The organism is Hymenobacter sp. H14-R3 (assembly GCF_030063445.1).
Classification (GTDB): Bacteria; Bacteroidota; Bacteroidia; order Cytophagales; family Hymenobacteraceae; genus Hymenobacter.
In genome coordinates this window covers 40,125-60,490 of record NZ_JASITD010000002.1, presented here as the reverse complement: position 1 = coordinate 60,490, position 20,366 = coordinate 40,125, and the positions used below count along the sequence as shown (strand labels likewise).

The window sequence follows — 20,366 nt, the reverse complement described above, 5'->3', positions numbered from 1 at the left end:
TGCACAGCAGTGGTTTAAAATTGCCTACTATTGGTGATGAGAAAGGCCTTCCGCGTAGTGCGGAAGGCCTTTTTTAGCTAATCTGTAGCTGGGCCACTGGGGCTACTGGCAACGGCTACTCACTGGCGTAGCGTGCGGCCAAAAGGCTCGTCGCCGCGGCGGGCGGGCTGCTTGCTTTTAGTGGGCGTGGGTGCAATGGTGGCGTTGTTAGACCGGGCGGGGGCGGGGTTTTGCACCGAGTTGACTAGTATCGAAGCCGAGGCATTGCGCGAGTAGTTGCGGTCGGCCTGGGCGTAGCGCTTACGGGCATCAAAATAATCGGTGTATTGGTCGGTGCTGAGCACGGCTTGGAGCTCCTGGTCGCGCTCGTGGGCAATAGCTTTCGACTGCTTATCGAGCTGGTCAGGGTCTTTCGCGTACTGGCGCTCAACCGCTTCAAGCTTGGTAATTTTATCGGTATTGATGGCGCGGAGGCGGGCGGCCTGGTAGCCGTTGAGGCGCAGGTCGTGCGTCATCTGGTCGCTTAAGTGCTCGGCGCGGTCGCTGGTGGCGGGGTTGAGGCGGGGGCTCTGCTGGGTTTTATCCCGCGGCATGGGGGCGGGGGCGGGCACGGCGGGCGTTTGCTGGGCGTGGGCGGTGAGCGTAGTGGCCAGCAGCAGAAGGGCAAAAGCAGATTTCATGGGCGGACAATGCGTGGATGGCAGGACGAGTAGCCAACTATCGCGCCAGGACCGGGCAGCGCGGGGCTGCCCGTTTTAACGCAAAATTTGCCGGTGAGGTTGGTTGCCACGCACGCGAGCCAGGCTTTTGCCAAGTAGTAAGTTATCTGGCTACCTAACAAAAACCTGGCTTGTGGGGCCTAGAACCGGTTTTTCCACATCATGCTTTCTACCGGGCGGTCGCTGCGCTCGTTGTACTTGGCCGACTGCTTGTGGTTATACAGCGTTTGTACATCGCCTTGAATACCAAAGTAGATGAGCTGGCCGATGGGCATACCGGGGTATACCCGCACGGGCATCGATACGCTGATTTCCAGGGTCCAGTGGTTGCAAAAACCAACGTCGCCCTTGCCAGCAGTGGCGTGAATATCGATGCCCAGGCGGCCAACGCTGCTCTTGCCTTCGAGGAAGGGCACGTGAGCGTGAGTTTCGGTATATTCTTCTGTTACACCAAGATAGAGGATGCCGGGCTCTAGAACAAAGCCGTCTTCGGCCGACATTTCGAAGGTAGTAATTTTGTTGTGCTGGCGGGCGTCGAGCACCGCGCTGTCGTAGGTAGCCAGGTAGCGGCCCAGGTGCACGTCGTAGGAGTTGGTACCCAGGCAGCTGGGGTCATAGGGCTGCACTACGATGGTACCGCGCTCCATTTCGGCGCGGATTTGCTGGTCGGTCAGAATCACGGGGTAATCGTAGTTAAGCGGCTTGCACAAGGCGGGCCGGGTAATTGCCAAATGGCAATATTTTAGCTAAAATGCTGAAATATAAATAGTTAGTGTACATCATCATCGTACTGGTCCGACGGTAGCTCGCCAGTAGACTGGGGGCGGAAGCGGCTGAAGAAACCGGGGCCGCGCTCGGCGGGTGGCAGCTGGTCGCCGGGCGCACCCTGGGTTTCGTCCTCGTTCTCGGTAGGAGCGATGGGGTAATAGGGTTGCTCAGCTTCGAGGGTGCGCACGCGGCGGCGGAGGCGACGCAGCTCGGGCATCAAATCGGCTGCCATATAGAGTAGCAGGCCGAACGAGCCCAGGCTGAACAGCAGGGTAAAGTAGCCGGTCCAGCCGGGACCGGCGCTGCTGGTTTCGGCAACGGCGGTGGGGCGGATGTCGGGCTCGGTGGCCGCCGTGGCGGGGGCAGCCTCGTCGCTGGGTACCGGGCCGTTGGTGGTGAGCGGCGCGGCGGCTGCCAGCGGCTCTTCGGGCTCGGGCGCGGGGCCAGCGGCGGTGGTGCCGCTGGCGTTAAAGCGGGCCGTAGCCTGCTTAATAACGCGCTGCTCGGTGCGAATGAGGGCTGATTTTTCATCGCGCGGCAGGCCCCGGATGAAAAACTCAAAGTTGCGGTCGCGCAACACACCGTCGAGCTGCTTTTCAAACTCAGCCTGCGTGAGCGCCCCGTTGCCGAAGCGCGTTTTGTAGCGCTCAGCTACGCCGTTGTAATTGAGAAATAGCTTTTGCAGCTCGGCATTGTTTTCAAACGTGCTGAACTGCCGGCGCGCCGTGGCAGTGCGTAGGCTGGCCGGGAATTTTTGCCGCGTAAAGTGCTTGTCATACACCGTTTCAAAGGTGCGAAAATTCAGCTCGTCGATAGTGTGGTCGAAGAGCTGCTTGTTGGTTTCGGCGGGCGTTTGGCTACCGCCTTCCTTTGGTTGAGCCGAGGCCAACAAGGGCAGAAAGAGAAGCAGCTTGAGCAGATGACGCATAGCAAAATTTAGCGCGAAGTTTCGCAAGGTTAAAAGAGGTTTCGCGAAGTAAAATGTAAGATTATCAACTAGATAGTTTTCATTAAAACTTAGCGAAACCTCTTTTAACCTTGCGAAACTTTGCGCGCAAAACTACGCGGCCAGGGCGTGCGCCTCTAGCAGTGACTCGCGGCAGGCGGTGAGGTATTTTTCTACCAGCTCGCCGGTGATGGCCGTGGATACGAACAGTGCCTCGTACTGCGACGGCGCCAGGTAAATGCCGCGTTGCAGCATGGCGTGGAAGTAGCGGCCGAAAGCCGGCAGGTCCGATTTTTTGGCATCTTCCAGGTTATTGACTGGCTCAGCGGTAAAAAACAGGCTGAACATGGAGCCCACCTGGTTAACGGTGTAGTTGAGGCCCAACTCCTTGGCAATCTGGCGGGTACCATCGGCCAGGCGGGTGCTGGTGGCTTCGAGCTGCTCGTACACCTCGGGATGCTCGTGCAGGTAGCGCAGCTGGGCCATGCCGGCGGCGGTGGCCAGCGGGTTGCCCGAGAGCGTGCCAGCCTGGTACACCTTGCCGGCGGGCGCTACCTGGTTCATGATATCGGCGCGGCCGCCGTAGGCCCCCACGGGTAGGCCGCCGCCGATGATTTTGCCCAGCGTAGTCATGTCGGGCACTACGCCGAAGCGCTCCTGCGCGCCGCCCTGCGCCAGGCGAAAGCCCGTCATTACCTCGTCGAATATCAGCACGATACCGTGCTGGGTGCACAGCGCCCGCAGCCCGGCCAGGAAGCCGGCGGCCGGCTCCACAAGGCCCATGTTGCCCACCACCGGCTCGGTGATGATGGCGGCCAGCTGCCCGGGGTTGGCGGCGATGGCCGCCTCCACGGCGGCCAGGTCGTTGTAGGGCACCGTGAGGGTATCCTGGGCCACGCCCTGCGTTACGCCCAGCGAGTCGGGCGCGCCCAAGGTGAGGGCCCCCGAGCCGGCCGCGATAAGAAAGGAGTCGCCGTGCCCGTGGTAGCAGCCCTCAAACTTGAGGATTTTGGCGCGCCCCGTGTAGCCGCGCGCCACCCGAATGGCCGACATGGTGGCCTCGGTGCCCGAATTCACGAGCCGCACCTTCTCCAGGCTCGGCACCATGTCAATCAGCAGCTCGGCCAGCTCGACCTCGCGGCGAGTGGGCGCCCCAAATGACAGCGAGGCGGGCAGGGCCGCGCGCACGGCGTCGAGCACCACCTCGGGCGCGTGGCCGAGTATCATCGGGCCCCACGAATTAATAAAGTCAACGTATTGATTGCCATCTACATCAGTCAGCCAGGCACCCTGGGCCGACTGCATGAAGATGGGCGCGCCGCCCACGGCCCGGAAGGCCCGCACCGGCGAGTTAACCCCACCCGGAATCAGCTCCTGGGCGCGGGCAAATAGAGTTTCGGAAGTAGTCATGGGACTTAGCTGGTAGCTACTAGCGGTTAGCCAGTAGCTTTTTTTAAGGAAGACATGCTGAGGAGCTGACAGCTAATGGATATTAGCTAACAGACAAATAATCAGCGCAGTAGCTGCGGCTCCAGGTTGCTGAGCTTTAGCAGGGGCACGGTTTGGCTGTCGTGGGCCCCGTCGGGGTAGGTAAGGCCCTCGAAGATGGCGCCCGGCTGGGCCGGTGCCGTGGCCAGTGCGCCCTGGAAGGCGGGGCCGTACTGCAGCAGTGCGTTGCTGAAAAACAACAATAATTCGAAGCCTTGGTTGGCAAAAACCGAGGGTGGCAGCTTCTGCCGGGTCAGGTAGAGCTGGCGGAAGCGGCGGTAGCCCGGGGCCTGCCGGTCGAAGTAGCGGGGCTGGTAGTAATACGCCCCGCCCAGCTGGCCCAGGCCGAGGCTGGGGTTGTCGAGCCAGGTGCCGGGGGCCAGCAGCGCTGGCCGGGTGGCTGCGGGCACGGCCGCCAGCGCCGCAAAAGCAGCGGGGCCGGCCTTGCGATTATCAGAGGCTACCAACACGTGGCTGGCGCCGGCCAGCTCCGTTGCCACGAAGGCGGCGGCCAGGCTGGCGGGGTCGTCGGGGCGGAAGGCGTGGGTGGCGGCCAGCTTGCCGCCGGCCGCTTCGTAGGCGGCCTGGTAGGCGGCGGCAAAGTCGTTTTCGTCCTTGCTATCCTCGTGCAGCAGCACGGCCGGCCGGCCCGTGCCAAACGAGGTAGCCGCAAACTGCGCGGCCACGCGCCCCTGGGTAGCGGCGCTGGGTGAGTAGAGGTAGTGATAGGGGTTATCAGTCACTAAGTCAGGGTCTTGCGAAAGTGGGTTAACGCAGATAATCTGGTGGTCGCGGGCGTAGCGGGCCAGCAGTTTGGCCCCCGACTTATACACCGGGCCCACCAGCATGTCCATGCCGGCCAGCTCGGGCAGGGCCAGTACCGACTTGAGCGTCAGCGTGTCGGCGCCCGTGTCGTAGGCAAACAGCTGCACCGGGTGGCCCGCGCGCTGCAACGAATCCTGGGCCAGGCGCAGGCCGGCGTAGAAGTCGGTCACGAACTGGTTTTTGCGCTGCGTCTGCCAGGTATTGTCCTGTAATTCAAAGGGTAAGAGCACCCCGATATTATAGGTGCCCTTGCGGGGTAGCGCTTTGGGAGCGGCGGGGGCCGCGGCGGCAGTAGCGGCGGCGTAGCGGTTGCGGTCGAGCTTAAACTGCGTCACCAGTGCATCGAGCTGCTGGCGGTCGGCGTCGGAAAGCGGGCCGCTACCCAGCAGAAAATCGGCGTAGAGGCGGCCGATGAGCTTGCTTTGCGGGTAGCGCTTTTGGAGGCGCTGCCAGGTAGCGCGGTCTTGCAGCTTAGCTAAGTAGCTGGTTTGCATGGCCTCGCGCGGGGCGGCGTACTGCTCGGCGGGCAGCTGGCCCAGCGTGCGCAGGGCGGTGTCGTAGTCGCCCTGCTCAAACGATACCTGGCCTTGCAGGTACAGCGCCTCGTTGAGGCTGGGATAGCTGGGGTACTGGTTGCGGATGAGGTTGAGCATCTGCTCGGCCTCGGCCCACTGGCGGGCGCGGGTGGCGGCCACGGCGTAGAGGTAGGCCGCATCGGGGGCCTGGGAAAAGTGGTTGATGGGCTGGGCCAGCGGCTCCAGCTCCTGCATGGCCACGGCGTAGCGGCCCTGGTCGAGCTGCGCCTTGCCGGTGCGGTAGCGCGTGAGCTGGCCTTGGGCGGCGGCGCCCAGGCTCAGCAGGGCCAGGGGTAGAATAAGCAGCCGCTGCCACGGCAAGGCGGCAACGGCAGAGAACAATCGGGTCATGCAACGGGGGAGGGCCGGGGTTGGCCGCCACAAAGGTACATTGCCCTTGGCGGGCCCAAAATGCAACTGGCCCCGCCCAGCGGCCTACCTTAGATTCATCACCAGCTTCCCGTTTGCTTATGCCGCTTTCGTTGCCTGCCCTGCGTCGCCGCCTGCCGCTGCTGCTAGCCCTGGGCCTGTCGCTGGTTCTAAGCTTTGCCCTCATTGCCGGGCGGGTGCTCATCACCCAGAAGCTGTGGCTGGTATTTTTGCTCTGGAACCTGTTTTTGGCCGCCATCCCGTTTGCCCTGAGCGCGGCCCTCACGCTGGCCGCCCGCCCACCCGGCGCGCGGCTGCTGCTGCCGGTGGGCGTGGTGTGGCTGCTGTTTTTTCCGAACGCGCCCTACCTCATCACCGACCTTTTTCACCTGGAGCACCGCCCCGGCGTACCCTATTGGTACGACTTGGCCCTCATCCTGTCGTGCGCCTGGAACGGGCTGATGCTGGCCTTCGCCTCGCTGCTCGATATGCACGCGCTGGTGCGCCAGCGGCTGGGCTTCGCGGCGGGCTGGGGCTTTGTGACCATCGCGCTGGGCCTCAGTGCTTTTGGGGTGTACCTGGGCCGCTACCTGCGCTATAATTCCTGGGATGTGCTCAGCAACCCGTTTACGCTGGTGTATGATATTGTGCAGCAGTTTCTGCACCCCTTTCGCTACTGGCAGGCCTGGGGCGTGACGGTCGTTTTCTGGGCCTTTCTGCTCATTGCCTATGCCACGGTGCGGCTGCTGGGGCAATCGAAGGAGCCGGTGGGTTAGGGCTCGAAAGCCCAGTGCACGCTCACGTGGTGCTGCTGCAAAAAGCCCACGATGCGCGCGGCTTCGGCCTCGCGCAGCATCTTCCCAAACCGGATGGTTTCGGCCCCGTAGTCGAACAGAACCGAGCCGCTGCCCCATTCGCTGCGCTGATTCTTAGCAAGGCTGGTGGGCCACTCGTCGGGCTGGGTGCGCAGGTAGCGAATCTTGTGTACATCATAGTTTTGCGTAGTGCCCAGTGGCCCTACTTTCTGCCTGATGCGCAACACGCCCCCGGCCAGCGTAACCACCTCCTGGCCTACTAGCTGCCAGAAGAACAGATAGCCGAAAACCAGCAGGCCAATTAGCCACATCGCCAGCCACTTAAGCAAAAAGATGGTGGGCGAACCCATGCTCGGCGGGCCAATGGTGAGCCCCAGCACCAGCGCCCGAATGGCGAAGAAGCCCCCCACAAGCCACCCGGACAGCCAAAAAAGCAGGAAGCCCAGGAGGCAGCCCGACTTTTCGGCTTGAATACGAATGGTATGCGTGTCGAGGTTGCTGCTGAACTGGGGCTTGCGGGTCATTGGTCGGCAAGATAGTAGCCGGCAGTAGCTAAGCCGGTTTCTGCGCGGCGGCCAGGGCCGGGGCCACCAGCGCGGCGGGAAGGGCGCCCAGCTGAGCCAGCTCTTCCAGGGCCAGGCGGGCTTCGGCCGGCGCCAGGTTGCGGCCGAAGGCAATGGCCTCGGTAGCCGTGTGAAAGCAAATAACCCCGCCGTCGAAGCTCTTGGCAGAATCCCCTTTAGTGGAAGCAATGCCGGGTTCCCGAATTTCCAGCTTGCGAATATTGCGCACCTCGAAGCGCCGGTAGTAGAAAACCCAGTGCAGTAGCTGGCGCCGCACCACGACCGTGCCCTGGCCGATAGCCAGCATCTCGCGGCTCATAACCAGCAGCAGCTCTATGAGTAGCATAAAGCTCAGCAGGCCCCAAAAAACCACTCGAATAAGCCCAATGGCATTCAGCCCGAAGCCCGGCCCTACCAAGAGGCTGCCTAAAATGCGGCTCCACGGGTTGTCCGTAACCAAGACGAGCACGAAAAGCGCGGGGTACACCAGCGTTAGCCAGGCCCCGGTGTGTTGCAGAAACAGGTACACGGTGCGGCCGTCGCGTTGCCAGCGCAGGTCGCCGGCGGCGGGCTTTTTCATAAGCAATGAGAGGGGGGAGGCAGCCGCAAGGCCCGCCCGGCTGCAACTTGCGCCGCCGGGGCACTAGTTACGGCTCCTGCGTCTCAATTTCTCTATGTCACTTCCGCTTAGTTGGCCCCGCCTGCTTTCCACCCGCCGCTACCCCGACCGCCCCGCCGAGGCCCCGCAGCCCGGCCGCTCGCCCTATTTAGCTGATTATGACAGGGTTGTGTTTTCGTCGGCCTTCCGGCGCTTGCAGCGCAAAACGCAGGTAATGCCGCTGCCCGAAACCGATTTTGTGCACACCCGCCTCACGCACTCGCTCGAAACGGCCTGCGTGGGCCGCTCGCTGGGCCGCCTCTCGGCCCGCCGCGTGCTCGAAAACGAGCCCGCTATTGCGCATGAGCTCCCCGATTTTGCCCAGGATTGCGGCGACATCGTGGCCGCCGCCTGCCTGGCCCACGACATCGGCAACCCGCCCTTCGGCCACTCGGGCGAAGACGCCATTTCGGCCTATTTCACCAGCCGCGCCGCCGAGCGCTTTATCACCGGCCTCGGCACGGCCGAACAAAGTGATTTGCAGCACTTTGAAGGCAATGCCGCCGGTTTTCGCATTCTCACCCATACGTACCCGGCGCTCAGCAGCGGCTCGGCCGGGCTGGGGCTCACGTACGCCACGCTCGGCGCGTTTACCAAGTACCCGCGCCCCTCGGTTATCGACCCCGGCAAGCGGCAAAACGGGGCCAGTGAGAAGAAATACGGCCATTTTCAGGCCGAAAATCCGCGCTTCAAGCTGGTGGCCGCCGAGCTGGGCCTGCTGCCCAAAGACGGCCCGGCCGGCTTCTACCACCGCCACCCGCTGGCCTTTTTAGTGGAGGCGGCCGACGACATTTGCTACCGCATCATCGACTTTGAGGACGGCCTCAAGCTGGGCCTCATCGACCACGAGCGCGGCCTGGCGCTGCTGCGCCAGCTGCGCGCCGCCGCCCCCAACGCCCGCCCCAAAAGCGCCGGCAGCGGCGGCCTTGACTGGCGCGACTGGCAGGAGGAGCTGGGCTACCTGCGCGCCACGCTCATCGGCCAGCTCGTGGATGAAACCGCCACCCGCTTTGCCCAGCACGCGCCCGCCATCCTGGCCGGCACCTACGATGCCTCGCTCATCAAGGAGCTGAGCGGCTACGAGTTTCTGCAAGAGATTCAGCAGCTGAGCGTTAATAAACTGTATCGCTCGCGCCCGGTGCTAGAGATTGAGGCGGCTGGCTTTGAGGTGCTCGGCGGCCTGCTCGATGTGTTTCTCTCCGCTATTTTCGACAAGAAGGAAAACCACCGCTCCCGTAAATTACTCGACCTGCTACCGGCGCAATTTCGGGCCATCGGCCCGCAGGCCGGCGCGTCGGCGTACGAACAGATTTTATTGCTCACCGACTACGTGGCCGGCATGACCGACCAGCACGCGTTGAGCCTATACAAGACCATTAAGGGAATCGAACTACCAAAGGGATTTTAGCTGGTTTTGCCGTGACTGACCTCGAAAAATTGCAGCAGATGAGTCTTCATGACACTGCTATCAACTCCTTGCAGATAAACTTCGAGGCGCGTCAACTCGCACTTGTAGTTGCACCCTATAACGAAGCGCTGGATATTTATGAGGAGTTACATCTCTCGTTTTTGGGTGTCAATAAGCTGAGTAGCTCATTTTTAGAAACAAAGACTATTCCTTTCAATGAGGTAGAAGTTACGAGCCACGAGGTCACTATTTTGGCTGGAGAAATGACAGTCACATTCATTATCCTGACGGGCTTTGGGGAGCCAAGCGCCAAATTGTCTTTTGCGTTTGAGCAGGTCACGCTTAATCAGTCGAGGGCGTAAGTGTTTCTTCTTCATACAAGGCTACCATGTTTTCTAGTAGCGACTCTACCAGTTTTCGGCCCTTCCACACCGATTTTAATTTGCTGCGAATTTGGGCTGCCGTTTGCGTAAATTCTTCTTCTTGAGCGGTTTCGTGGTTTTCGAAATTAATTAATTGCTCTACCATTTCCTCCGTCATTTCGGGGTGAAACTGGAGGCCAATAATACCATCGCCCCATACGAAGCCTTGCGCCGCGCAGCCCGCCGACATGCCCACCCGCAGGGCGCCCGGCGGCACCGTAAACGTATCAACGTGCCAGTGCAATACCGTGGCTTTGTCGGGCCAGCCGCGTAATAGGGAGTGGGTGAGGGCTTTAGCCGAAAAGCGCACCGTCCAGAAGCCAATTTCTGGCTCGCCGTTGGGCCGCACCTCGCCGCCCAGCGCCTGCGCCACGAGCTGCGCTCCCAGGCAAATAGCCAGCGTGATTTTGCCCGCCCGCAGCACCGCTTGCAGAAACTCTTTTTCGGCTACCAGCCAGGGAAATCCGGCCTCGTCGTGCACGCTCATGGCCCCGCCCAAAATCAGCAGTCCATCAAAATCGGCCAGCGCTGGAAAAACCGGATTTGGCTCAAATAACCGCGTGTAGGTAAGCGGGTGGCCGTGCGCGGCCAGCCAGGCAGCGGCGTGGCCGGGCCCTTCATCGGGCAGGTGTTGGAGGCAGTGCCAGCGCATAGGGGAGGGGGGCTAAGTAGCCAGGGGGGTAATGCCGATTTTCTGCGCCAGCGTGGCGTTGGAGACGAGGTACACCCGCTCCTGCGGGATATGCAAATGCTCCAGTTGCCGATTAGCTACGTGTATTTTCTGCTGCTGCACAAAGCCAGTTACATCTTCGATACGCGTGACTTGGTACTTACCAAACTGTTCCAGCGCCTCGTTTTTGAGGCCAAGCTGCAAGGCGCGCCGAATCAGCTTGTCGCCGTAGGGGCTGTGGTCGGGGTCCCATTGCAGGCGCACGTTTTTGGTGGCTAGCTCGCGCTTCCAGGTTTCTTCCGACTCATAATTACCCGCCATGAAGTTCGAAAACACGGCTTGGCTGAGAATTTCCTCGAAGGCTGCTTTATCCAGCCACAATGCCAGTACGCGCTCCTGATTTTCCTTGCTGGCCCAGCCGCAGCGGTACATCATCCACAGGAAGTTGGGCTTAATCCACGACATGCGGCCGTAGCTGAAGCTGGGCCCGCCCAGGTACTGGTTTTCGACTGCAAACCGGGCGATAGCTGAGTTATACGCCTGGTAAACAACCACTTGTTTTTCAGTATGATGGGCAACAATATGTTGCCCATCGACTGGTAAAAACGGATGCGAGACCGAATAAAGCTCCGTGCGAAGGGTCATAGCTGGCTAGTTACTCCCACTCAATCGTAGCGGGCGGCTTCGAAGAAATATCGTACACCACGCGGTTGATGCCGCGTACCTGGTTGATAATCTTGTTGCTAACCTCGGCCAGAAACTCGTAGGGCAGGTGGGCCCAGTCGGCGGTCATGCCATCCACGCTGGTTACGGCGCGCAGGGCCACCACGCGCTCGTAGGTACGCTCGTCGCCCATCACGCCCACGCTCTGCACGGGCAGCAGCATCACACCAGCCTGCCACACTTTATCGTAGAGGCTGTGTTCTTTCAGCAGGTTAATAAACACGTTATCAGCACGTTGTAGTAAGTCCACTTTCTCGGGCGTGATGTCGCCCAGGATGCGAATGCCCAGGCCGGGGCCGGGGAAGGGGTGGCGGTTGAGAATCTCGCCAGGCAGGCCCAGCGCCGCGCCCACCTCGCGCACCTCATCCTTGAAGAGCATACGCAGCGGCTCCACTATTTTGAGGTTCATCTTCTCGGGCAGGCCGCCCACGTTGTGGTGGCTTTTGATGGTCACGGCCGGCCCGCCGTGCACCGACACCGACTCAATAACATCGGGGTAAATGGTGCCCTGGGCCAGCCAGCGCGCGCCCTCCACCTTCTGCGCCTCGCGGTCGAATACCTCAATAAAGGTGCGCCCAATGGCCTTGCGCTTGCCCTCGGGGTCGCTGATGCCGGCCAGCGCGGCGTAGAACTCGGGCGCGGCGTTCACGCCCGTCACGTTCAGGCCCAAGCCCTCGTAGGCCTTCAGCACGGCGGCAAACTCATCTTGCCGCAGCAGGCCATTATCCACAAAAATGCCGTGCAGGCGCGGGCCCACGGCCCGGTGCAGCAGCAGGGCAGCCACGCTGCTATCCACGCCGCCCGAGAGGCCCAGAATCACCTGGTCGTCGGGGCCGATGGTGGTTTGCAGGGCTTCCACCATCGAATCCACGAAGTGGTCGGGCGTCCAGCTTTGGGCACAGCCGCAAATACCCACCACAAAGTTTTCGAGCAGCTGCTTGCCCTCCGTCGAGTGCGTCACCTCGGGGTGAAACTGGATGCCGTAGGTATCCTGGCCGGGCAGCTTGTAGGCAGCTACGGCCACTTCCTTGGTGCCAGCAATAATTTGGTAATCAGCTGGTAGCGTCTTGATGGTGTCGCCGTGCGACATCCACACCTGCGTGTCGGGGTGCAGGCCCGTGAGCAGGGGCGAGGCCGCGTCGAGGCTGCTGAGCCGCGCCCGGCCATACTCGCGAATGGTGGCCGGCAGCACTTCGCCGCCGCCCTGCTGGGCCAGCAGCTGCGCGCCGTAGCAGATGCCCAGCACTGGCACCCGGCCCAGAATTGCGCTCAGGTCGGGGTTGGGCGAGTCAGCATCGCGCACCGAGCAGGGCGAGCCCGAAAGAATGACGCCCCGCAGGTCGCCAGCACTAATGCGCTCGGCCAACTGGGGGGCGTGGGTGTAGGGATGAATTTCGCAGAAAACGTGCAGCTCGCGAATGCGCCGGGCAATGAGCTGCGTGTACTGCGAACCGAAGTCGAGAATGAGTATTTGCTCCATAAATCACGGATTACGCGGATTTTAACGGATTTCACGGATTTTGTGGACGACTCGTTTATAGTCGGCCGCTTTTCGCGATATCCATCAGTATAGTGCGTGGGCTGCCTGATGGTGAAGAGTTGGCCCCGCAAAAGTACCTCCGCTGGCTTGCTTGCTCAGAAATCCTGAATCTTACACGCTGATAATGTGCACGTAAATTTTTTATAAGCAGCAATCGTCCACAAAATCCGTGAAATCCGCTAGAATCCGCGTAATCCGTGATTACCTTTGTGCCCGGCGAGTCAGAACGACCAGCTCCTACTGAACTCCCCCAGGGCCGGAAGGCAGCAAGGGTAGGTGGTTGAGCGGTGCGATTTTGGCTCGCTTTTTTTTGCCCTTTCCTATGGTTTCCAGCCGGCCCTGAGCCGCGTTTATCTGCCGATTTTAGGCAGGCAGCGCGTAGCTTTGGGCCGGCTTTTTTAGTTTAGATTGCCGCAAAGACAACCTACCCAAGTAGTTAATAGCTTACAAATGAAGTTTTTCGTTGATACGGCCAACCTGGCCGAAATTCAAGAAGCCGTAGACCTGGGCGTGCTAGATGGCGTAACTACCAACCCCTCGCTGATGGCCAAAGAAGGCATCCGCGGCACCGACGCCGTGATGGCCCACTACCGCGCCATCTGCGAGATTGTGGACGGCGACGTATCGGCCGAAGTTATCGCCACCGACTTCGAGGGCATCATTCGAGAGGGCGAGGCCCTGGCCGACCTGCACCCCAATATTGTGGTGAAAGTGCCCATGATTAAGGAAGGCATCAAAGCCATTAAGTACTTCAGCGAAAAAGGTATTCGTACCAATTGCACGCTTATTTTCTCGGCCGGGCAGGCCCTGCTGGCCGCCAAGGCCGGTGCCACCTACGTGTCGCCCTTCGTGGGTCGCCTCGACGATATCGGCGCCGACGGCCTGGGGCTGATTGCCCAGATTATCGAGATTTTTGCCAACTATGGCTACGCCACCGAGGTGCTGGCCGCCAGCGTGCGCCACGTGCCCCACCTCATTCAGTGCGCCGAACTAGGGGCCGATGTCGTAACCTGCCCGCTCAGCGTTATCACCGGCCTGCTCCACCACCCGCTCACCGACAAGGGTTTAGCTACTTTCCTGGCCGACCATAAAAAGGTAAACGCGTAGAGAATGTAGGACAAGCTTTAGCTTGCCTTTGGTCGCGTATTAGTCAAGCATACCATTACTTTACACGGCAAGCTAAAGCTTACCCTACATCTCGTGTATATCATCAAAGTAAAAGGCAAGGCCAAGATTCCGGATTACATCCAGCTGCGCGATGAGCATTTTGTGCTGATTGCTTACTTCCGGGCCGACCGGCCGCTCAAAGACCTGCACCGCTACGGCCTCGAAGGCCAAGAGGTGCCATTGGCCGCCGTTATCTCGGAGCTGGAATTTGGTAAGCTGCGTAAGCTGGAATTATAATAATCCCCGGGGTTATTTGCTTTAAAAATAGCGTATTAGGCGCATAAGTACTTGTTAACTAATGATTGCTAATTGCAAATGACCGAGCCAATTGTGGAGCTGCACGGCGCGACCATCGTGCAGGAGGAGCGGGCGGTGCTGGAGCACGTGTCTTTTGCGCTGGGCAAGAGTGAGTTTGCTTACTTGGTGGGGCGCACCGGGGCCGGCAAGTCGTCGCTGCTCAAAACCCTGTACGCCGACCTGCCGCTGCTGGTGGGCACGGGTAGCGTGGCCGGCTACGACCTGCCCGGCCTGGGCACCGGCAAGGTGCCGTATCTGCGCCGCAAGCTGGGCATCGTATTTCAGGATTTTCAGTTGCTGAGCGACCGCACGGTGGGCGAAAACCTGCTGTTTGTGCTGAATGCTACCGGCTGGCGCGGTAAGGCCCGCAAGCAGCAGCGCGTGCAGGAAGTACTGACCCAGGTGGGCCTGAGTGGCGTAGGCGGCCGCATGCCGCACCGCCTTTCGGGCGGCGAGCAGCAGCGCGTGGTAATTGCCCGCGCCCTGCTCAACGAGCCGGTGCTGCTGCTGGCCGACGAGCCCACCGGCAACCTCGACCCCGAGGTAGCGGCCGGCATCATGGAGCTGTTTGCCGAGATAAACCACGCGGGCACGGCCATTCTTATGGCGACGCACAACTTTCAGCTGCTCGAAAAGTACCCGCACCGTGTGCTCACGTGCAAGGAAGGCGCGCTGCTGGATTCGGCGCGGGCGTCGTAGGCGGTGGCCCCCATGGCTGCTGGCTTATCCGTGCTGATTCCCGTTTTCAACCGCGATGTTACGGCGCTGGTGACCAGCATAATAACGCAGGCAGCCGAGTGGACCGGCCCGCTGGAAATCCGCCTGCTGGATGACTATTCGACGAACGATTGCCGCCGCCTCAACCGGCTTCTAGCTGCCCAGCCGGGGGTGTTTTACGAAGAGCTGCCCGCCAATGTGGGTCGGGCAACTATTCGTAATAAATTAGTAAACAAGGCGTTGCATAATTGGCTGCTGCTGCTCGATAACGATAGCCTGCTGCCCGATGGGCAGTTTATTGCCCGCTATGCCCAGGCCTTGCGCACGCAGCCTACCGCGCGCCTTTTCATCGGGGGCACCGCCTACGAGGCTGCCCCGCCCGCCGACCCGGCGCTACACCTACGCTGGCTGTATGGCCGCGCCCGCGAAATGCGCCCGGCTGCCGTGCGTCAGCGCGACCCCACGGGCCAGCTCACTATCAATAATGCCTTGGTAGCAAAAGAGCTGCTGGGCCAGTTTCCGCTCGATGAGCGCCTGAGTGGCTACGGCCACGAGGACACCCATTTTGGCCTAGCGCTGGCGCAGGCGGGTGTAGCGGTGCACCACCTCGACAACCCGGTGCTGCACGACGGCCTGGAGCCCGCCGAAACTTTCCTGGATAAAAGCCGGCAGGCTGTGCGCAACCTGGCCCAGGTGCTGCGCACCGATGGGCTGGGGGCCGATACGCGGCTGGTACGTGCCGCCGCCCGCCTGCGCCGGGCGGGCCTGGCCAGCGTAGCCCAGCGAGCGCTGGCGGCGCTGGCCCCGGCCCTGCGCCGCAATCTGCGCTCGGCGCACCCCAGCCTGCGGGCGCTGGACATGCTGAAACTAAGCTGGCTACTGGCCGAGTGGCGCTAGCCGCCCTGGGCGAGTACCTTTAACTTTTACTGCGCCTGTTTATGCCGCCTGCGTTGCCTTTTTCGCCTATTTTACTACTCGACCTGGCTGCTGAGCACGCCGCCTACCAAGGCGAGCTGGATGCGGCTTGGCACGACACGCTGCGGGCGGGCGCGTTCATTCAGGGGCCGGCGGTGGGCGAGTTTGCCGCCGAGCTGAGCGCGCACATAGGCGGCGCGCACGTGGTGCCCTGCGCCAACGGCACCGATGCTCTCACACTGGCGCTGCTGAGCCTGGGGCTGCCGCCCGGCACCGAGGTAATTGTGCCGGCCTTCACCTACGTGGCCACCCTGGAGGCCGCCGCGCTGCTGGGCCTGCGCCCGGTGCTGGCCGATGTGCGCCCCGATACCTTCAACCTGGACCCGGCCGCCGTGCGGGCGGCGCTCACGCCGCGCACCGGGGCTGTGATAGCGGTGCATTTATTTGGGCAATGTGCTGATTTAGAAGATTTAATGGCTGTTTGCCAGGTGGCGGGCGTGGCGCTTATTGAGGATAATGCCCAGGCGCTGGGTGCTGTGTTTACTTTCGCCAGCGGCAAAAGGGCGTATGCCGGTACGGTGGGTGAGGTGGGCACCACTTCCTTTTTTCCGAGCAAAAACCTGGGTTGCCTCGGCGATGGTGGCGCACTCTTTACCCACGACGCGGCCCGCGCTGAGCTGCTGCGCCAGCTCGCCAACCACGGCCAAAGCCAGAAATACCACCACCAGTGCATTGGCCTCAATTCGCGTCTTGACACCCTGCAAGCGGCCCTGCTGCGCGTGAAGCTGCGCCACTTGCCCGCCGCGCAGGCCGCCCGCCAGGCCGTGGCTGCCCGCTACGATGCTACGCTAGGCGGCTTTGCAGGCCTGCAAGTTCCATTTCGCGACCCGCGCAGCAGCCACGTTTTTCATCAATATACCCTCTTGGTGGAAGGGCAGGGGCGGCGCGATGCGTTGCAGCAACAGCTTAAAGTTCAAGGTATTCCAACGGCGATTTATTACCCATTGCCGGTGCACGCGCAGCCAGCTTATGCCTATCTGGGCTACCAGGCGGGCGATTTTCCGGTGGCCGAGCGGCTGTGCGGGCAGGTCCTGTCGTTGCCCATTCATCCGGGGCTGACCGGGGAGCAGGTAGAATACGTGGCGGCGGCAATGAAGCCATTTTTTCGCACGGAATGCGCGGAGTTGAAATCAAATTATCTCCTATAGTATGTCAACTTCTCCCGTCCGCTTCGCCATCTGTGGGGTGGGCCACATTGGTCGGCGGCACGCGGCGCTGGTGGCGCGCCACGCCGGGGCGGCGCTGGTGGCCCTTATTGATGAGCGTGCGGAGTTGCGCGTGGGCCTAGTGGCCGAGTTTCCGGGCGTGCCGTTTTTTGCCTCACTCGCAGAATACCTGCAAGCCGGTCCCGCCGCCGATGTGCTCACCGTGGCCACGCCCAACGGCCTGCACGCCCCGCAGGCGGTGGCTGGCCTGCGCCATGGCCTGCACGTGGTAATTGAAAAGCCGATTGCTCTGCATACTACTGATGCTGAGCTGATTGTGCAAGCGGCTCAGCAAATGGGCCGCCTGGTTTTTGGGGTGATGCAGAACCGCTACTCGCCGCCCGCCGCCTGGCTCAAGCAGGTGGTGGACGAAGGCCGCCTGGGTGAGGTGTTTCTGGTGCAGCTCAACTGCTTCTGGAACCGCGATGCGCGCTACTACCGCCCCGGCGGCTGGAAGGGCACGCAGGCCCTCGATGGCGGCACGCTTTTTACCCAGTTCAGCCATTTCGTGGATTTGCTGTACTGGGTATTTGGCGATATTACCAACCTCGCGGCGCGGTTTCGCGATTTCACTCATGAGGGTATCACCGAGTTTGAGGACAGCGGCCTCGTCACGTTTGACCTGGTGCGCGGCGGTAGTGGCACGCTCAGCTACAGTACCGCCGTGTGGGACCGCAACCTCGAAAGCTCCCTCACGGTGGTGGCCGAGCGCGGCTCGCTCAAGCTCGGCGGCCAATACCTCGACAAAGTGGAATACTGCCACTTACAGGGTTATACCCTGCCCACCTTGCCGCCCACCAACCCCGCCAACGATTACGGTTCTTACCAGGGCTCAGCCGCTAATCATGTACAAGTAATTGATAATGTGATAGATACACTTAAGCAGCGTAGCGCCGCTACCACCAATGCGCTGGAAGGCCTGAAGGTGGTGGAAATAATTGAGCGTATCTACGCCCTGCGGTAACCTTAGCCAGCGCCAGCCATGAACCACGCCGACCTCAGCCAGCATTGGCACGTCCTCACTGCCCCGCTACTGCCCGACCACGCCCGCCGCGAGGCCGAGCTGGCCAAGCTGCTGGTGGCTTACGATGCCCCTGCGCGCCACTACCACAACTTGCAGCATATTCGCAACCTGCTCAACCAAGTGGCTGACCAGCAGCTGGAAGATAGGGTAGTGGTGGAGCTGGCCATTTGGTTTCACGATGCGGTATACAGTGCCCTGCGCTCCGACAACGAAGCCAAAAGCGCCGACTGGGCGCTGGCTTTTCTGCAAGCCACCACCCTGGCGCCCGCTCGCCAGGCGCGGGTGGCCGACCTCATCCGCCGCACCCAGGACCACACCCAGCCCCAGCCGCCCGATGATGCTGATTTGCTGCTGTTTCTGGATGCCGACTTGAGTGTTCTGGGCGCGCCCGCGGCCGATTACTGGGATTATGCCCGGCAGGTGCGCCGCGAGTACCGCCTCGTACCCGACCTGCTCTACCGCCCCGGCCGCCGCAAGGTGCTGGCCAAGCTGCTGGCCGCGCCGGTACTGTTTCACACGCCCGCCCTGCACGCGGCCTTCGCCGCCGCCGCCCGCCGCAACCTGCAAGCCGAACTGACGGCCTGGGAGCAAGGCGAATTGCCCGCTTAGGCTCACCAAACCAACATCCGGCCTTACCTTTGCGCCGTCGAGCAGGCCACCTGGCCCAGCTTGTTTTTATAAAGAGGCGCTGAGAGATAGGCTCTGCGACGCGCCGGCAACCCCCGCCCCCGCGGAACGGTGCCAACCGACCGGCCGCTAAACCATAGCGGCCATATAAAAGCCTGTGGCTCTCTGCGCTTTCGTTTCTGGTATTTCGGTTGTTTTTTTCGGCGCTGCCTCGCGGGCGGGCCAAGCGTGTTGTTGTTGAGCGCAAGCCTGACAAACGCGGACGTAACTACTTTCTTTTTTGTGGGTTGACTAGGGCTGGCTGGGTGCTTAACACCGGCCGGTGTAGTCGTTTGGACGCGGGCCGTTGAGGTGCGTGCCGCACTTTATTTTATGCTGAAAAAATCACTGGAACTCCTACGGCAGGAAGCTGCCGAATCGGGCGCGGGCACGCTCAAGCGAACGCTTAATGGCTTTAGCCTTATTGGCTTAGGCATTGGGGTAATTATTGGGGCGGGGCTGTTTTCGCTCACTGGCCTGGCGGCGGCCAACCACGCCGGGCCGGCCGTAACGCTCTCCTTCGTGGTAGCGGCCGTGGGCTGCGCATTCTCCGCCCTGTGCTACGCCGAGTTTGCGGCGCTGGTGCCGGTGGCGGGCTCGGCCTACACCTACTCGTATGCTACTATGGGTGAGCTGTTTGCCTGGATAATCGGCTGGGACCTCGTGCTCGAATACTCGGTGGGCGCGGCCACAGTGGCCATCAGCTGGTCGCAGTATTTACTCAAGTTTTTGGAGAAATACAACCTGCACTTGCCCGCGCAATTTGTGCTCTCGCCTTTTGAAACCGCCACCCTGCACGACGGCTCGGTGGTGCACGGCTACGCCAACCTGCCGGCCATGCTGGTGGTGCTGGCCATTACGGCGGTTATTATCCGGGGCACGTCGGGCTCGGCGTGGTTTAATGCGCTGGTGGTGGCCCTCAAGGTGGCCGTTGTGCTGGTATTTATTGCGCTGGGCTGGAAGTACATTGACCCGGCCAACTACCACCCCTTTATTCCGGAAAATACGGGTAAGTTTGGCGAGTTTGGCTGGAGCGGTATTTTGCGCGGCGCGGGAGTTATTTTCTTCGTGTTTATTGGGTTCGACATTGTGGCTACCATGGCCCAGGAAACCAAGAATCCGCAGCGCAATATGCCCATCGGTATTCTGGGGTCGCTGGTAGTCTGCACGATACTGTTTATCCTGTTCGGCTACGTGCTCACGGGCCTGGCCAATTATACCGAGTTTAAAAATAGCGCCGCGCCGGTGGCCATCGCCATCGAAAAAACGCCTTACGCCTGGCTCAGCGGGGCCATTATTCTGGCCATTCTCATTGGCTACACGTCCGTGATTCTGGTCGATTTGCTGGGGCAGTCGCGGGTATTTTTCTCCATGTCGAAGGACGGCTTATTGCCCCCGGCGTTCTCCAAAATTCACCCCAAGTTTCGCACGCCCGTGCAGTCCAACCTGCTGTTGGGCGCGTTCATTGCGTTGTTTGCGGGCTTCGTACCCATCAATATTGTGGGCGAAATGGTGAGCATCGGCACGCTGCTGGCCTTCGTAATGGTGTGCCTGGGCATCATCATCCTGCGCAAAACTGACCCTGATGCGCCGCGCAGCTTCCGCACGCCGTGGGTGCCGCTGGTGCCCATCCTGGGCATCATTACCTGCCTGGTGATGATGGCGAGCCTGCCCTGGGAAACCTGGTTGCGGCTAGCCGTGTGGCTGGCCATCGGCCTGGCCATCTACTACGGCTACGGCCGCAAAAACAGTAAATTGCGCCAACAGCAAGAGGCAACGCAACTAATTGACTAACAATAAGTTGTTTTAATAAATTTACCTAATAA

At 61.2% G+C, this 20,366-nt stretch carries 21 protein-coding genes, 1 other RNA gene and 1 riboswitch; of the genes, 12 read left to right on the top strand and 10 right to left on the bottom strand.

Features of this window, described 5'->3' with window-relative positions:
• Positions 1–119: 119 nt before the first annotated feature.
• The 5 genes from QMK33_RS02225 to QMK33_RS02205 all read right to left on the bottom strand — a co-directional run bounded on the left by QMK33_RS02225 (position 120) and on the right by QMK33_RS02205 (position 5,672).
• Complete coding sequence (locus tag QMK33_RS02225; RefSeq protein ID WP_283562915.1) at positions 120–680, bottom strand: DUF4890 domain-containing protein; 561 nt, start codon at positions 678–680, stop codon at positions 120–122.
• Positions 681–859: 179 nt separating this feature from the next.
• Positions 860–1,399: a dCTP deaminase gene (gene dcd / locus QMK33_RS02220; RefSeq protein WP_502867039.1), complete on the bottom strand. Its 540-nt coding sequence runs from the start codon at positions 1,397–1,399 to the stop codon at positions 860–862.
• 89 nt (positions 1,400–1,488) lie between these two features.
• Complete coding sequence (locus QMK33_RS02215; RefSeq protein WP_283562913.1) at positions 1,489–2,415, bottom strand: hypothetical protein; 927 nt, start codon at positions 2,413–2,415, stop codon at positions 1,489–1,491.
• Positions 2,416–2,547: 132 nt separating this feature from the next.
• Positions 2,548–3,843 carry a glutamate-1-semialdehyde 2,1-aminomutase gene (gene hemL / locus QMK33_RS02210; protein ID WP_283562912.1) on the bottom strand — a complete coding sequence of 432 codons (1,296 nt, stop codon included), beginning with the start codon at positions 3,841–3,843 and terminating at the stop codon, positions 2,548–2,550.
• Positions 3,844–3,944: 101 nt separating this feature from the next.
• Positions 3,945–5,672, bottom strand: a complete 1,728-nt coding sequence (locus tag QMK33_RS02205) for an ABC transporter substrate-binding protein (RefSeq protein ID WP_283562911.1) — start codon at positions 5,670–5,672, stop codon at positions 3,945–3,947.
• Between the two features lie 119 nt (positions 5,673–5,791).
• On the opposite strand from QMK33_RS02205, the gene QMK33_RS02200 reads away from it, so the two are divergent.
• A complete protein-coding gene (locus tag QMK33_RS02200; RefSeq protein ID WP_283562910.1) occupies positions 5,792–6,466 on the top strand; it encodes a DUF1361 domain-containing protein in 675 nt (224 codons plus the stop codon).
• Here the strand turns inward: QMK33_RS02200 and QMK33_RS02195 are convergent.
• Together QMK33_RS02195 and QMK33_RS02190 are read right to left on the bottom strand one after the other, a co-directional pair.
• On the bottom strand, positions 6,463–7,029 hold the full coding sequence (locus tag QMK33_RS02195; protein ID WP_283562909.1) for a hypothetical protein: 567 nt from the start codon (positions 7,027–7,029) through the stop codon (positions 6,463–6,465). The genes QMK33_RS02200 and QMK33_RS02195 overlap by 4 nt on opposite strands.
• Before the next feature lie 28 nt (positions 7,030–7,057).
• Positions 7,058–7,648, bottom strand: a complete 591-nt coding sequence (locus QMK33_RS02190; protein WP_283562908.1) for a hypothetical protein — start codon at positions 7,646–7,648, stop codon at positions 7,058–7,060.
• 94 nt (positions 7,649–7,742) lie between these two features.
• On the opposite strand from QMK33_RS02190, the gene dgt reads away from it, so the two are divergent.
• Positions 7,743–9,134: a dGTP triphosphohydrolase gene (gene dgt / locus QMK33_RS02185; protein ID WP_283562907.1), complete on the top strand. Its 1,392-nt coding sequence runs from the start codon at positions 7,743–7,745 to the stop codon at positions 9,132–9,134.
• An 11-nt stretch (positions 9,135–9,145) separates the two neighbouring features.
• Entirely contained in the window at positions 9,146–9,496 is a 351-nt protein-coding gene (locus tag QMK33_RS02180) for a hypothetical protein (RefSeq protein ID WP_283562906.1), read from the top strand.
• Here QMK33_RS02180 and QMK33_RS02175 read toward each other — a convergent pair.
• Genes QMK33_RS02175 through guaA form a run of 3 tightly spaced genes read right to left on the bottom strand, consistent with a single transcriptional unit; the run spans position 9,477 to position 12,429 of the window.
• The gene (locus tag QMK33_RS02175) at positions 9,477–10,208 is read right to left on the bottom strand and encodes a type 1 glutamine amidotransferase (protein WP_283562905.1); all 732 of its coding nucleotides are present in this window, start codon (positions 10,206–10,208) and stop codon (positions 9,477–9,479) included. The two genes, QMK33_RS02180 and QMK33_RS02175, sit on opposite strands and share 20 nt — an antisense overlap.
• A gap of 12 nt (positions 10,209–10,220) precedes the next feature.
• Positions 10,221–10,871, bottom strand: a complete 651-nt coding sequence (locus tag QMK33_RS02170; RefSeq protein WP_283562904.1) for a DUF4291 domain-containing protein — start codon at positions 10,869–10,871, stop codon at positions 10,221–10,223.
• Positions 10,872–10,881: 10 nt separating this feature from the next.
• Positions 10,882–12,429 (bottom strand): glutamine-hydrolyzing GMP synthase, encoded by a 1,548-nt coding sequence (guaA, locus tag QMK33_RS02165; RefSeq protein ID WP_283562903.1) that lies wholly within the window; start codon positions 12,427–12,429, stop codon positions 10,882–10,884.
• 273 nt (positions 12,430–12,702) lie between these two features.
• Between guaA and ffs the strand changes: the two genes are divergently transcribed.
• The 9 genes from ffs (at position 12,703) to QMK33_RS02120 (ending at position 20,334) form a co-directional block, all read left to right on the top strand.
• Positions 12,703–12,799, top strand: an RNA gene (gene ffs, locus QMK33_RS02160) — signal recognition particle sRNA small type.
• Between the two features lie 140 nt (positions 12,800–12,939).
• Positions 12,940–13,596 (top strand): fructose-6-phosphate aldolase, encoded by a 657-nt coding sequence (gene fsa / locus QMK33_RS02155; protein WP_283562902.1) that lies wholly within the window; start codon positions 12,940–12,942, stop codon positions 13,594–13,596.
• A gap of 93 nt (positions 13,597–13,689) precedes the next feature.
• Complete coding sequence (locus tag QMK33_RS02150; protein ID WP_283562901.1) at positions 13,690–13,893, top strand: fructose-6-phosphate aldolase; 204 nt, start codon at positions 13,690–13,692, stop codon at positions 13,891–13,893.
• 78 nt (positions 13,894–13,971) lie between these two features.
• Complete coding sequence (locus QMK33_RS02145) at positions 13,972–14,652, top strand: cell division ATP-binding protein FtsE (protein WP_283562900.1); 681 nt, start codon at positions 13,972–13,974, stop codon at positions 14,650–14,652.
• A gap of 30 nt (positions 14,653–14,682) precedes the next feature.
• Positions 14,683–15,567, top strand: coding sequence for a glycosyltransferase (locus QMK33_RS02140; RefSeq protein WP_283562899.1), 885 nt, complete (start codon positions 14,683–14,685; stop codon positions 15,565–15,567).
• Positions 15,568–15,608: 41 nt separating this feature from the next.
• Positions 15,609–16,793: a DegT/DnrJ/EryC1/StrS family aminotransferase gene (locus QMK33_RS02135; protein ID WP_283562898.1), complete on the top strand. Its 1,185-nt coding sequence runs from the start codon at positions 15,609–15,611 to the stop codon at positions 16,791–16,793.
• 1 nt (position 16,794) lies between these two features.
• Positions 16,795–17,814 carry a Gfo/Idh/MocA family protein gene (locus QMK33_RS02130; RefSeq protein ID WP_283562897.1) on the top strand — a complete coding sequence of 340 codons (1,020 nt, stop codon included), beginning with the start codon at positions 16,795–16,797 and terminating at the stop codon, positions 17,812–17,814.
• Positions 17,815–17,832: 18 nt separating this feature from the next.
• Entirely contained in the window at positions 17,833–18,483 is a 651-nt protein-coding gene (locus QMK33_RS02125) for an HD domain-containing protein (RefSeq protein WP_283562896.1), read from the top strand.
• Positions 18,484–18,546: 63 nt separating this feature from the next.
• Positions 18,547–18,655, top strand: a riboswitch (SAM riboswitch).
• Between the two features lie 218 nt (positions 18,656–18,873).
• Positions 18,874–20,334, top strand: coding sequence for an amino acid permease (locus QMK33_RS02120; RefSeq protein ID WP_283562895.1), 1,461 nt, complete (start codon positions 18,874–18,876; stop codon positions 20,332–20,334).
• Positions 20,335–20,366 lie beyond the last annotated feature (32 nt).